The sequence below is a fragment of the Bacillus salacetis genome (genome assembly GCF_003581585.1).
Classification (GTDB): domain Bacteria; phylum Bacillota; class Bacilli; order Bacillales; family Bacillaceae_B; genus Rossellomorea; species Rossellomorea salacetis.
The window spans coordinates 135,051-146,959 of record NZ_QXIR01000006.1; the positions used below are offsets into that span (position 1 = coordinate 135,051).

An 11,909-nucleotide genomic window follows, 5' to 3' on the forward strand; every position below is an offset into this window, starting at 1 on the left:
ATTCCGCTGGAGAATACACGTGAAAAATGGTGTGATTCAGGTGGGTTTGGCTTGGCGTGCTTCACCGCGTTAAAGCAGTGGGGGACAGTCCCCTGGTGCTTTAACGCGGTGAAGTAACAGGGGACTGTCCCCCACTGCGGTAGTGTGTTAAAGCATCAATAGGCATCCCAGTTCCAGTATTCCATACTGCCTACCTGCACACCGTGGATTCCTTCGATTTCTTTTAGTTTCAGCAGCTCTTTAACCGGGCCTGTAACCACCGCTCCATATACCGCAAATCCTTCTTTTTTCAGATAATCGTATCTTTCCTGAAGGTGATCCAGACCGAGGAAGCTGTCATAATACCTTTCACTCTCTTTCTCCAGCATATTCTTCATGCTGTCCAGCATAGCATCCTGCAAGTCTCCCATATGCCTGGAATCCAGGAGCATTTGCGATTGGGACATATAGTCTTTGTCGTGCTCCCTGCCGCTGGATAGTCCGTACACACCTGTCAGCTGCATGTCATTGCCGCTCGAACCATACCCCGCTTTGAATTCCTTCATTTCTCCTGTATACAAAGGCATCCATAGGACTTGGATATCATAGTTTTCTAGCGTCTTTTGGAGTTCAATCGGTTTCATGAACTCTGTGGTGGAGAATGCCAGCTCGGCCACTGTTCCCTCATGGACTTTTTCCAACGTGGTCCATGCAGAGTCAGACTCATGAGGGCTGTATTTTTTACCCGAATTGGGGTTCTCCGGCAAATAGAATCCGAAATAATCATTTGACGTATCCGTCTCCCACTCATATTGAAGTTGTGAACTCCCTGGGAGCAGCCCTTTTTTCATATTGATGCTGCCGGTTGAATAATCCTCCTTCCCAACCTGCTCATACAGAGGAACTTCCATCCTCTGGGTCCACAGTCCATCCATGGCACTGACCGGTGGATCCATCGGTGTTTTCACATTGGGGAATTTCCAATCCAGCATCAGGCTGATATTATAAAGATGTTTGCGGTCCCATTTCATTGAGTCTGCTATGATATTAACCCCCATCATATAAAAGGCATAAAGTAAAAAAATGGCTGTAATCACTTTGATAATCCGGGCAGTAAATTTAAAACGGTAGTTCTTCATGATTTTATTTTCCAGACCCTCATCCCAGTCACTCACCATCAGCACTCCCTTCTTTTTTCATATAAATCTCTCTTACCCTTTTCCTTGCCCTATGCAGTTCGGATTTCACCTGTGATTCAGATAAGTCCAATGCTGATTGAAGCTCTTTATAGGAGAATTGTTCGTATTCCCTCAAATACAAAAGAGTTCGCTGTGTTTCAGGCAGGTGCGAAAGCAGTTCATCCATTTCTGCAGCTGATGATCGTTTGATGGCTTCCTCTTCCGGCAAGCCATATGGGCTGATCATATCTTTTCCCTTTTTCAATTTTGATAAAAAAGGAATCCTCTCCCGCCTTTTGCGTTTTCGCCATTCATCAAGGTAAACATTCCTTGCCACCTTATACAGCCAAGCCTTCGCATTATCAGTCTGTGAGAATTCCAGGGCGACAGTGGCGCGGATGAACGTCTCTTGGACAAGATCTTCCGCGGTTTCTCTGCTTCCGGTCAGCTTTATCAGGTAATAAAATAACTGCTCGGCGTATCTCCGGTATAACGTGTCCAGGTTTTGCCTCTTTTCCTCATGCACCATCTCCCCCCCTTTTCTCTCTCTACTAACACAACGTCTGAGTTTGAATAATGTTACACAATTTTAAATTTTTTCGAATGGTGCTTTAGCGCTTTAAAGCAGCCGGGGACTGTCCCCGGCTGCTTTAAAGCGCTAAAGTAACTGCCAGCTCAATATAAAAATGGCGGACGTGTCGTCCGCCATTTCCCTTATTCTTCAGCAAGATTTGTTTTCCGGTTTCGGTTCATAGACGGCACGTGTTCCGCCGATGAGTTTCGGCCTGGATTTGGCCAGTACCACATGTGCTTCTCCAAGCATCTTTTGTGAAACCCTGATCGGGACAGCCACGTGTTTCAGATGCATACCTATCAAGGTCTGTCCGATATCGATTCCCGCTTCAGCCTTGATGAACTCGACGACCACGGGATCTTCAAATTTTTCATAAGCATGGGTCGCCATGGCACCGCCTGCTGTTCTGACGGGAATGACGGAAACCTCATCGTATCCGCGCCGTTCCGCCCATGACCTTTCCATGACCAATGCACGGTTGAGATGTTCACAGCATTGAAACGCGACCACTGCACCAAGCTCATCAGCGAATTGTTTCATCTTTTCGAAAATGACCTCGGCTGCCTCTGAGGTCCCGGCTGTTCCAATCCTCTTGCCAATCACTTCTGACGTTGAACAGCCGACCACCAGCAGATTCCCCTTTTCCAAAGGAGACTGTCCTTTGAACTCAGTTAAGATAGAATCCAATTGCTTATTGAGAACTTCGACATCCATCATTGCTGCCTCCTTCTCTTACTTGCATTTCTTTTAATTACCTATGTTTCTCTTCATACTCGGCAATTTTTCCGATACGGCGCTCGTGGCGTCCGCCTTCATATTCCGTTTCCAGCCAAACCTTGGCGATTTCCCTTGCCAGGCCGGGCCCGATCACTCTCTCGCCCATGGCCAGAACATTGCTGTTATTATGCTGGCGGGTTGCTTTGGCGCTGAACAAATCGTGGACAAGCGCACAGCGGATCCCTTTTACTTTATTAGCGGAAATACTCATGCCAATCCCTGTACCACAAATCAAAATCCCGCGGTCATACTCCCCATTCGCCACTTTTTCAGCAACTGGCTGGGCATAATCAGGGTAATCGACAGATGTATCACATTCACATCCAAAATCATCGAACTCTATCCCCAGTCCATTAAGTAAATCTTTTATTTCTTCACGGATATTGATACCGCCATGATCTGATGCAATTGCGACTTTCATGCCGTATTCCTCCTGCCGTATTGTGTTATAGTTTAATTTTTACATAACCGCAAAAAATTATAAAGTTTATCGCCTGTCTTTCAAATAAAAATTTCTTTTTAGAACCTGATACTGCAATGGGAAGAAGGTTTTTCCTCTGCACATAAAGAATTTAGTAAAAAAATGACTGGAACAGGAGAATTGTATGTCTGAGAAAAATCATCCAAGAGTGGTAATAGGTGCAGGGGAACACAATAACAATCCCGATTGGCTTCAAACACAAGAATCAGAATTAAACCTCTTGAACCGAAAAGATTGGGAAGATAAATTCGCGGTCGATTCGCTGGAAGCCATCCTGGCAGAACATGTATGGGAACACTTAAGTTTTGAAGAAGGCGTCAAGGCTGCCGAAGTCTGCTTCGATTTTTTAAAGCCTGGCGGTTACATCCGCTGTGCAGTCCCTGATGGATACTTTCCGGACGAAAATTATCAGGAAGGGGTAAAGGTCGGCGGACCCGGACCCGCGGATCATCCTGCGGCAAGCCATAAAATCGTCCATACTTATAAAACCATAACCTCGATGTTTGAAGAAGCGGGGTTTCAAGTGAACCTGCTCGAATTCTGTGATGAGAATGGAACCTTCCATCATACTGACTGGGACGAAAAAGAAGGATTTATTTACCGGTCATTCCGTTTTGATCATCGAAACAAGGATGGAAATTTAGGGTTTCTTTCCCTCATTGTCGATGCAGTCAAACCTGAACAGTAACCCACAAGAAAAATCCGCCATTCAGATGCTGGCGGATTTTCATTTTTACTTCGCATAAAATGGCGCTTTTTGAAACTTTTCCATTAGCCGCTCTCACTTATGGCCTGTCATTTTCAGATGAAAGCTCTGCGATCAATTTTATAAACGAAAGCGCGTAATTGTATTTTTCAGGTTTTCCGCCTGCTTTTGCAGGTCACTGGCAAGCTGCTCGACACTTCCCATGACCGCTGCCTGATCTCTGGTGGCAGCTGCCACTTCAACCGCTCCTGCAGACGTTTCTTCTGCAATGGCCGCGACTTCCTGGGACTGTGTGGAGGTGGATTCAATGTACTCCATCTGCTCGTCTACAAGGCCGGAAATCTGCTGGACGGATTCAGCCATTTCGTTGATCGTTACCGTCATTTCTTCAATGGCCAGATTCGTTTGGGTCCCTTTTTTCACTTCATTATTGGCACTCTCGACCTGCGTAGTGATTCTGCCGACCACATCGCCGACCTCTGTCTGGATGTTTTTGATCAATTCGGAAATGCCCTGAACCGCTTTCCCGCTCTCATCGGCAAGCTTTCTCACTTCCTCCGCCACGACCGCAAAGCCTTTCCCGTGTTCACCGGCTCTTGCTGCTTCGATGGAAGCATTCAGAGCAAGCAGATTTGTTTGTGCGGCAATATCGCCCACAAGCTGGATGATCTGCTCGACTTTTTTGGCATTGTCTTCTAAACGTCGGACCGCTTCAAGTGAATCTTCGTTATCTTTTGCAAGAGCTTCAATTCCATCTACAAGAGAATTGATGACTTTTTTACTCTCAGTCAGATCTTTCAGCATTTCCGTTGAAATGGTTTCTGAAGACTTCGAGCGGTTTTGAACTTCCTGCGCAATCCTGATGACATCATCCACGGATTCTGCAGTCGATTGGATCGATACCGCAGAGCTCTCGGCACCTGCAGAAATCTCATTGATCGTGACAGCGATTCCTTCTGCTTGCTGGGAAGCCTTGGATGAAGCACTTGAGATATGGATTACGGTATCGTTGGTTTTATTAAAATTATCGTCAATATTGTGGACCATTTCTCTGAGGTTCGCCAGCATAGAATTGAACGCTGTGCCTAACGAGCGGATCTCATCGTCGGATTTTGGCAGCTGCACATCATCATGGATATTTCCTTGTGACGCCTGGATGGCTGCTTTCTCAAGATTTTGCAGCGGCTTTGTGATGAAACCTGCCACGAAAAATGCCAGTACCCCTGACCAAAAAATCCCCAACGCTAATGTCGCCGTTGTAAATACAGCTTCGTTCATCCCAGCTGCAAAGGCGGGCCGGATATAATAGATAAAAAATGCACTGGTAGAATACGTTATGACTGCCAGCAATGTGATGAATAAGACCAGTTTCTTCCTCAACCCGAATTTGTAGCTATTTTTCTTTTCCGTTTCCATGCCTAGTTCCCCTTCCATGCTCCTCATGATTTCTTTAGTTTTTCAATCATCCTGTCAATCAGTCCATCCAGCTCCCGGTAGGTTGCACGATAGACCTCCACGCTTCCGCCAAATGGATCTGAAACATCCCGGCCAAACTCTTCTTCTGTGACAAACTCTTTCAACGTAAACGTCTTGTCCGCTGCCTGAGGTTGCATGGATGCGATTGATTGTTTATGTCCCTCAGTCATGGTGAAAATATAGTCCGCCCACTGAATATCCCCCGGGGTCAGCGAACTGGATGTGTGTTCATGTATTATATCGTTCTCTTTCAGAACTTCTTGAGTCTGAAAGGAGGCTTTTTGTCCATCTGCTGCAAAAACACCGGCAGATTTCACCTGGAACCGGTCTTTTCCCTTATGTTTCAAAAGAGCTTCCGCCATGGGGCTGCGGCATGTGTTTCCCGTGCAAACAAATAATATATTCATATTTGACCATCTCCTTACCCCTATTATAAGCCATTGTCCGACAACTCTATAGCCGGGTTTGGGAGAAATATAAAAAATCCCTTCAGCGCTTTAAAGCACCGAGGGACTGTCCCCACTTACGTTAACGCGTTAAAGCGGCGGGGGACTGTCCCCCGCCGCGCTAAAGCACTAAAGACCTTACCGTTTAAAACGGAAGCAGCAGTTTGATTCCGAAAGCAAAGAGAATGCAGCCTCCCAAAGCTTCACTGTAAGAACCAAGCCAGCCTTGAACACGGCGGCCGACCAGCAGCCCGCACCAGGTCAGGATGGTCGCTGCCACTCCAAAGCAAATCACGGCTGCGGCTGTTCTTGCACCGAATATTCCCAATGTCAGCCCGACCGAAAAACTGTCCAGGCTGACACTCAAAGCAAATAGGAGAAGGCCGAAGCCGACTGGTGTCATCACTGGACTTTCGTCACTCTTAAAGCTCGCCAGCACCATCTGGATTCCCAGCACGATCAACAGGACCCCTCCTGCATAGGCAGCAAACGAACCGAATTTTTCTGAAAGGAACTTACCAGTCATCATACCGAGCAGCGGCATCCATACATGAAACAACCCTACCGTGATGCCTATGTAGAAAATCTGCCGCAGGCGAAGTTTCACCATCCCCATTCCAATCCCTATCGAAAAGGCATCCATCCCAAGGGCAAATGCCATCAACATCAACGTGAACAATTCCGCTATAACCGCCGTCATTTCATTTCCTCCTTTGGACGTGCCTACATCAAACTCTATGCTGGTCCAGAAGGAAATATATCTGTTTATTAATGTCTTTTCGTAAACCTTGCTGCTGATTACAAAAATCAATCCATGATGGATTAGAGATTTTTAAACCGGATGGGAATCAACAAGCTTTGTTGTTTTTAAATGGCTGAATTCAAAAAATCCCAAGAGCCGGATTCCTCCCGTGTTCCAAAGTATTTCTCTTGAAAAATGGAGAACAGCTCTTTTCTTCCCTGCAACTGGAGTTTTTTCGGTGAATTAACAGGATATTATCTGCAATTCATATTTAATAACAACAAAGTTTACCCTAAAGAGCCTTTCAAATAAATAAGTTTAGTGAAAAATCCTTTTGATAGAATATTCATTAATATAATGAAGGGAAGTTAACTTTTGTTTTTCTTGTACACAAGTCTATTTTTAATTGTTGGGTATTTCTTTATCCTGTCTTTAATAAAGGCGAGTAAAGGCGAAGCAAGCCCTCACCTTGCAGCCTTTCTTTTTATTGTTTGGGCTTAATTGTCAATAATTGTTACCGTCAATATATTGGCACTTTAAACTTTCCTGGTTTATTCCCTGGGAGTAAAGCAGCACATTGAAAAGAAGCCCGGGAGGTTCCCGGGCTTCTTTATGTGTTAGTTATATAGCTTTTTATTCAGTGAAAATGACGGTTTGGTAAGTTAACCTGCCGCTCCTAACTCTCTTTTATCAAATTATGTCCAGCTGCTTTCTGGAGCCTGTTCATGACAGCCATGCCGACCCCATCAGTCGGGAACGTTTCTGAAAATATGATGTCAACATCACTTTCGTTAAATGAACGAAGTACATCGTATAACGAATGCGCGACAGAGTTGAGGTCCGAGCGGAAGCCGCAGGCGAGGATCTTATCCGCTTGGTAAAAATTCTTGTTTTCTTCCGTTGTCAGAACGCCTGCCTTCAATCCGGCATTTCGCTTTTCATCAATCAATGATTGGACCCATTCCTTTGTACCTTCTGCTAAAATCATCGGTGCATCAGGGGCATAGTGGGTGTATTTCATTCCCGGTGATTTCGGGGCACCTTCTCCCTTAGCCAGAGAAGGATCCACCTCCACAGGGCCGGCCGCTTCTTCCAGCTGTTCTCTCGTTACACCGCCCGGCCTCAGGATAACCGGGATTTCAGAAGTGCAATCGACAACCGTCGATTCAACACCAACACCCGTTTCCCCGCCATCAATGATTCCGCTGATCTTTCCATCCAAATCCTGTGTAACATGATTGGCAGCTGTAGGGCTCGGCCGCCCGGAAACGTTCGCGCTTGGTGCAGCAACCGGAAGGTCCGCCGCTTCGATCAGCGCCAGCGCTACCGGGTGATCCGGCATCCTGATTCCCACTGAATCAAGTCCGGCCGTCACTTTTTCCGAAAGCACCCCTTCCCTTTTATTAAAAATAATCGTTAAAGGGCCTGGCCAAAACTTATTCATCAAGGTTTGCGCTGCATCTGGAATGCCGCTGACCAGCTCATTCAACTGATCCTTGTTGGAGATGTGGACAATCAGGGGATTGTCGCTCGGCCTTCCTTTTGCGGCAAAAATTTTATCCACCGCTTCATCCGATTTTGCATTGGCTCCAAGTCCGTAAACCGTTTCGGTTGGAAACGCAACAACTTCATTATTCTTTATAAATTGAGAAGCTTCCACAATCTGTGGACAACTTTCATTAATATCCACATTGTTCTCCACAGTCCAGTAATTCATCTTCATTGTGATCCACCTTTATCTTTTCGAACAAGATTTATGTCGAGAAAGCTCGTTTCCCGCTGAAATTTAACTATCCTATATCATTTCTACTTTTGCAAGTATATTAAAAATGAGCGAGTTATTCAAACCTTATCCACAAAATGTGTATAACTCGAATAACTTTGTGCATAACTATGTGTACATCTTAGAGTATTCACTTTAACACAGTAAAGCAGTGAGGGACTGTCCCCCACTGCTTTACTGTGTTAAAGTGTGCTAAAATTCAAATTTCATGATGGTGCAGTTATCCACTGTGGATAACGCTTTGGCGTGTGTGAAATGTGTAAGTTCTTCAGGATATTCCGGTTTATCCACTTGCTTAAAGCCCAGCAGATTAAAGAACTGTACGGAGGTCTGTTTGTTGGAAACGAGGAAAAGAGTGGATAACTGCTTTTCCCTGCCCAACTGCAGGATTTCCTGAAATAGAGCAAACAGATCCGCCCCGTCCATACCCGGTTTGACGACGAGTGATCGCAGCAGGCCCGTCCTTTCCTGAATTTCCAAGCCGAGAGAACCATCAATCTCCCCTCCTTCATTCTCCACGAGCAGAAAGTTATCAACAATCTCTTCCACCCCCAGTGAACTTACTCCTGCCAGATCCAAAAACTCCTTAATGTTTGCGATATCTTTTTCCACAGCTTTTCTGATTGTCTTCACTGATCCCTGCACCCTCTCAATTAATCTTTATAATTAATAGATATGTAATGAGAGAGTAAAAAGAACAAAAGAGATTCTTTTTTGGGAAGAATCTCTTCTGGTTATCTGTTTTTATGGAATCAATTTTTTGATGAAGTCTACTACGAAAAATCTTACTTCCACTTCACTTTCTTCTTCCTTTACAAAAAGCTGGTCATCCTGAGCATCAGCCGGCTCTGTTTTAACACTATCCACAACTTGTCCACTTCCCAATTGTTCAGAAACTTCATCGGTTTCAGGTGTTTCTGGAGCTTCGCTGACTGGTGCATGCTCTTCTTCTGGAATCTCTTTTACACCAGGAATGGCTTCCTCTTCTGACACAGCCGTTTCAGCAGACACTTCATCTACTTCACTGGCTTCTGCAGTAGTTTCAAAGCCCGGACTCCTTACAGCTGTTCCGCTTGAAAAATCGAGGAAGCATAAAGGCGGGTAAAGCACACACCACCAGTTGGCGCCTTGGCCGCTGCCAAGGGTGATCAGGATGGCTTCATATTCCCCGGCAGGATATAAAAACTGGCCGTAAAGCTTCGTCGGGAAATCGACTTTGCCAAACTCTACATTGACCGTTTGGGACAGGCCTTCCTCTTCCATGACATCTTCTGCAATTTCCTGCAGCTCCGGAAGACCCGCTTTGATTGTTGTACGCGCTTCTTCAAGAGAAGTGAGTTGTTCAACCCAGACAGTGATTTCTTCATTGACCCGGTCACGGATCAAACGTTTGACCGCCTGATCTTCTTCCTTGTCACTGTCTGCCAGTATCCTGAGCCTGATCGCTTCGTTCGGAATGACCTGGACCTCCTGCTGTGCAGAAATAGATTCCTGTTTCGGTATATATAAACTTAAAATAGTTCCCATACATAAAGTGATAATGTACATCCATGCTAATTTAGTTGATTTCATTTCCTCCACCGTCCCTTCAGTAAAACAGTGTGGTCAGAAATGCGATTTCTTAAACTAGCAAAATCAAATAAATTTAAAAATGGCAAAATACTAGAATTATAGCTTTGCTCTGCTGCGTTAAAGTAACAGGGGACTGTCCCCGGGCGTGGTAACGCGGTAACGCAGCACCGCGCTGAAAGGGACAGTCCCCCTTAGCGCGGCAATGCGGTAAAGCATAACCCATTATCAGCCTTTCGTGCAGAAAACCATTCTGTCTTTGCCGTTAATATCAGGGATGATTTCAGTATGGGTATCCGGGAATGCTCCCCGCAGCATGCCTGCCACCGCTTCTCCCTGGCCCGCTCCGATTTCGAAGCCAACCAGGAACCGGTCTTTCATGACAAGCGGCAGTTCTTCCATAAAGCGCTGATAGAACTCCAGCCCGCTTTCGCCGCCGAAAAGAGCCGAATGAGGTTCATGATCTTTCACCACTTCGGATAACGAAGGCAGGTCACCCAAAGGAATATATGGAGGATTGGACACCAGAACATCCACCTTCATCCCTCGTGAAATCAACGGCTCCAGAAGATCTCCCTCTATAAATACCACTTCAGCACCTAGAACCTCGGCATTTTGCCGGGCAACGTCCAAAGCCTCACCTGAAATATCCACAGCACAAACCGACAACTCCGGCTTCTCTGCTTTCAATGAAACAGCAATCGCCCCGCTGCCGGTTCCGATATCCGCCAGCTCCAGCCTCTCTGCAGCCCCGAAATGCACCCGGATTTTTTCCAGCGTATGATATACCAACTCCTCGGTTTCAGGACGGGGAATCAGTACATCTCCGTTGACCAAAAACTGCCGTCCATAAAATTCCTCGGAACCGATGATGTGCTGGATCGGCGTTCCCTGAATGTGATCCGTGATCCCGCGGACGAATTCCAATTTTTCCTGATCCTTCAGCACCAGCCGCTGATTTGCCAGCAGCTGCGACCTGTCCATCTTCAAAAGATGCTTCATTAATAGTTCTCCCGCATTTTCATCCCGCTTGTTTTCTATCAAAAAAGAAGAAGCCCATTTTAGGGCTTCAAAAACTGTATCGCAATTTCTCATTACTCTTCCATTCTCTCGAGCAGCTTAGACTGGTCTTCAAGGATAAGTGCACTGATGACTTCATCCAGTTTGCCTTCCAAGATTTGATCGAGCTTTTGGATTGTCAGGCCGATGCGGTGGTCCGTCACACGGTTTTGCGGGAAATTATACGTGCGGATACGCTCGGAACGGTCACCAGTACCAACAGCAGACTTACGATTCGCATCATACTCTGCCTGTGCCTCTTGCTGGAACTTGTCATATACACGGGCACGAAGTACTTTCATCGCTTTTTCTTTATTCTTGATCTGTGATTTTTCATCCTGGCATGAAACCACGACACCTGTAGGTAAATGCGTCAGGCGCACAGCCGACATCGTCGTGTTTACACTCTGGCCGCCAGGTCCGCTGGAAGCGAATGTATCAACACGGATATCTTTTTCATGGATATCAATTTCGACCTCTTCTGCTTCGGGAAGACATGCAACAGTTGCAGTTGACGTATGGATACGTCCGCCGGATTCCGTTTCCGGTACACGCTGCACGCGGTGGGCACCATTTTCATACTTCATCTTTGAGTAGGCTCCATTGCCATTGATCATGAAGATGATCTCTTTATACCCGCCGACCCCTGTCGAGTTGGCTTCCATGACTTCGATCTTCCAGCCTTGAGTTTCCGCATAACGGGTGTACATGCGGTAAAGATCTCCGGCAAACAGGGCAGCTTCATCACCGCCTGCCGCTCCACGGACCTCCATGATAACGTTTTTGTCATCATTGGGGTCTTTTGGAATAAGAAGGATCTTCATTCTTTCTTCAAGCTCTTCAATTTTATCTTCGAGTTCAGAGACTTCCTCTTTGACCATTTCGCGCATGTCAGCATCAAGCTTTTCTTCAAGCATTGATTTGGCATCTTTGAACTGGGAGGTAGCTTCCTTATATTCACGGTATGCTTCAACAGTTTCCTGGATGTTAGATTGTTCTTTTGAATATTCTCTTAGCTTTTTTGGGTCATTCACAATTTCCGGATCGCTCAAAAGCTCATTCAGCTTTTCATAACGATCTTCAACTGCTTGTAAACGATCGAACACAGCTATTCACCTCAATTTTAATCCATAACAGTC

At 45.8% G+C, this 11,909-nt stretch carries 13 protein-coding genes; 1 reads left to right on the forward strand and 12 read right to left on the reverse strand.

Annotated elements, in window-relative coordinates; genetic code table 11:
- Positions 1–155 precede the first annotated feature (155 nt).
- The 4 genes from D3H55_RS06670 to rpiB form a co-directional block, all read right to left on the reverse strand.
- Positions 156–1,154 (reverse strand): anti-sigma factor, encoded by a 999-nt coding sequence (locus D3H55_RS06670; protein ID WP_168412984.1) that lies wholly within the window; start codon positions 1,152–1,154, stop codon positions 156–158.
- The gene (locus D3H55_RS06675; protein ID WP_119546136.1) at positions 1,147–1,686 is read right to left on the reverse strand and encodes an RNA polymerase sigma factor; all 540 of its coding nucleotides are present in this window, start codon (positions 1,684–1,686) and stop codon (positions 1,147–1,149) included. The genes D3H55_RS06670 and D3H55_RS06675 overlap by 8 nt, the downstream gene beginning before the upstream one ends.
- A gap of 192 nt (positions 1,687–1,878) precedes the next feature.
- Positions 1,879–2,445 (reverse strand): TIGR01440 family protein, encoded by a 567-nt coding sequence (locus D3H55_RS06680; RefSeq protein ID WP_119546137.1) that lies wholly within the window; start codon positions 2,443–2,445, stop codon positions 1,879–1,881.
- A 37-nt stretch (positions 2,446–2,482) separates the two neighbouring features.
- The gene (gene rpiB, locus D3H55_RS06685; RefSeq protein ID WP_119546138.1) at positions 2,483–2,929 is read right to left on the reverse strand and encodes a ribose 5-phosphate isomerase B; all 447 of its coding nucleotides are present in this window, start codon (positions 2,927–2,929) and stop codon (positions 2,483–2,485) included.
- A 184-nt stretch (positions 2,930–3,113) separates the two neighbouring features.
- Between rpiB and D3H55_RS06690 the strand changes: the two genes are divergently transcribed.
- The gene (locus D3H55_RS06690) at positions 3,114–3,677 is read left to right on the forward strand and encodes a class I SAM-dependent methyltransferase (protein ID WP_119546139.1); all 564 of its coding nucleotides are present in this window, start codon (positions 3,114–3,116) and stop codon (positions 3,675–3,677) included.
- Positions 3,678–3,815: 138 nt separating this feature from the next.
- Here the strand turns inward: D3H55_RS06690 and D3H55_RS06695 are convergent, their stop codons facing one another.
- The 8 genes from D3H55_RS06695 to prfA form a co-directional block, all read right to left on the reverse strand.
- Positions 3,816–5,111, reverse strand: a complete 1,296-nt coding sequence (locus D3H55_RS06695; RefSeq protein WP_119546140.1) for a methyl-accepting chemotaxis protein — start codon at positions 5,109–5,111, stop codon at positions 3,816–3,818.
- A 23-nt stretch (positions 5,112–5,134) separates the two neighbouring features.
- Positions 5,135–5,578: a low molecular weight protein arginine phosphatase gene (locus D3H55_RS06700; RefSeq protein ID WP_119546141.1), complete on the reverse strand. Its 444-nt coding sequence runs from the start codon at positions 5,576–5,578 to the stop codon at positions 5,135–5,137.
- 184 nt (positions 5,579–5,762) lie between these two features.
- A complete protein-coding gene (locus tag D3H55_RS06705; RefSeq protein WP_119546142.1) occupies positions 5,763–6,317 on the reverse strand; it encodes a manganese efflux pump MntP in 555 nt (184 codons plus the stop codon).
- 718 nt (positions 6,318–7,035) lie between these two features.
- A complete protein-coding gene (locus tag D3H55_RS06710) occupies positions 7,036–8,082 on the reverse strand; it encodes an L-threonylcarbamoyladenylate synthase (RefSeq protein WP_119546143.1) in 1,047 nt (348 codons plus the stop codon).
- A gap of 252 nt (positions 8,083–8,334) precedes the next feature.
- Positions 8,335–8,775, reverse strand: a complete 441-nt coding sequence (locus tag D3H55_RS06715) for a GNAT family N-acetyltransferase (RefSeq protein WP_119546144.1) — start codon at positions 8,773–8,775, stop codon at positions 8,335–8,337.
- Positions 8,776–8,886: 111 nt separating this feature from the next.
- On the reverse strand, positions 8,887–9,714 hold the full coding sequence (spoIIR, locus tag D3H55_RS06720) for a stage II sporulation protein R (RefSeq protein ID WP_119546145.1): 828 nt from the start codon (positions 9,712–9,714) through the stop codon (positions 8,887–8,889).
- Between the two features lie 225 nt (positions 9,715–9,939).
- On the reverse strand, positions 9,940–10,806 hold the full coding sequence (gene prmC / locus D3H55_RS06725; protein ID WP_119546146.1) for a peptide chain release factor N(5)-glutamine methyltransferase: 867 nt from the start codon (positions 10,804–10,806) through the stop codon (positions 9,940–9,942).
- Positions 10,806–11,876 carry a peptide chain release factor 1 gene (gene prfA, locus D3H55_RS06730; RefSeq protein WP_119546147.1) on the reverse strand — a complete coding sequence of 357 codons (1,071 nt, stop codon included), beginning with the start codon at positions 11,874–11,876 and terminating at the stop codon, positions 10,806–10,808. The genes prmC and prfA overlap by 1 nt, the downstream gene beginning before the upstream one ends.
- Between the last annotated feature and the right edge of the window lie 33 nt (positions 11,877–11,909).

Excerpts from the sequence above, each read along its gene's own strand:
- D3H55_RS06675 (WP_119546136.1), bottom strand. The coding sequence starts at position 1,686 with ATGGTGCATGAGGAAAAGAGGCAAAACCTGGACACGTTATACCGGAGA.
- D3H55_RS06680 (WP_119546137.1), bottom strand. The coding sequence starts at position 2,445 with ATGGATGTCGAAGTTCTCAATAAGCAATTGGATTCTATCTTAACTGAG.
- rpiB (WP_119546138.1), bottom strand. The coding sequence starts at position 2,929 with ATGAAAGTCGCAATTGCATCAGATCATGGCGGTATCAATATCCGTGAA.
- D3H55_RS06690 (WP_119546139.1), top strand. The coding sequence starts at position 3,114 with ATGTCTGAGAAAAATCATCCAAGAGTGGTAATAGGTGCAGGGGAACAC.
- D3H55_RS06695 (WP_119546140.1), bottom strand. The coding sequence starts at position 5,111 with ATGGAAACGGAAAAGAAAAATAGCTACAAATTCGGGTTGAGGAAGAAA.
- D3H55_RS06700 (WP_119546141.1), bottom strand. The coding sequence starts at position 5,578 with ATGAATATATTATTTGTTTGCACGGGAAACACATGCCGCAGCCCCATG.
- D3H55_RS06705 (WP_119546142.1), bottom strand. The coding sequence starts at position 6,317 with ATGACGGCGGTTATAGCGGAATTGTTCACGTTGATGTTGATGGCATTT.
- D3H55_RS06710 (WP_119546143.1), bottom strand. The coding sequence starts at position 8,082 with ATGAAGATGAATTACTGGACTGTGGAGAACAATGTGGATATTAATGAA.
- spoIIR (WP_119546145.1), bottom strand. The coding sequence starts at position 9,714 with ATGAAATCAACTAAATTAGCATGGATGTACATTATCACTTTATGTATG.
- prmC (WP_119546146.1), bottom strand. The coding sequence starts at position 10,806 with ATGAGAAATTGCGATACAGTTTTTGAAGCCCTAAAATGGGCTTCTTCT.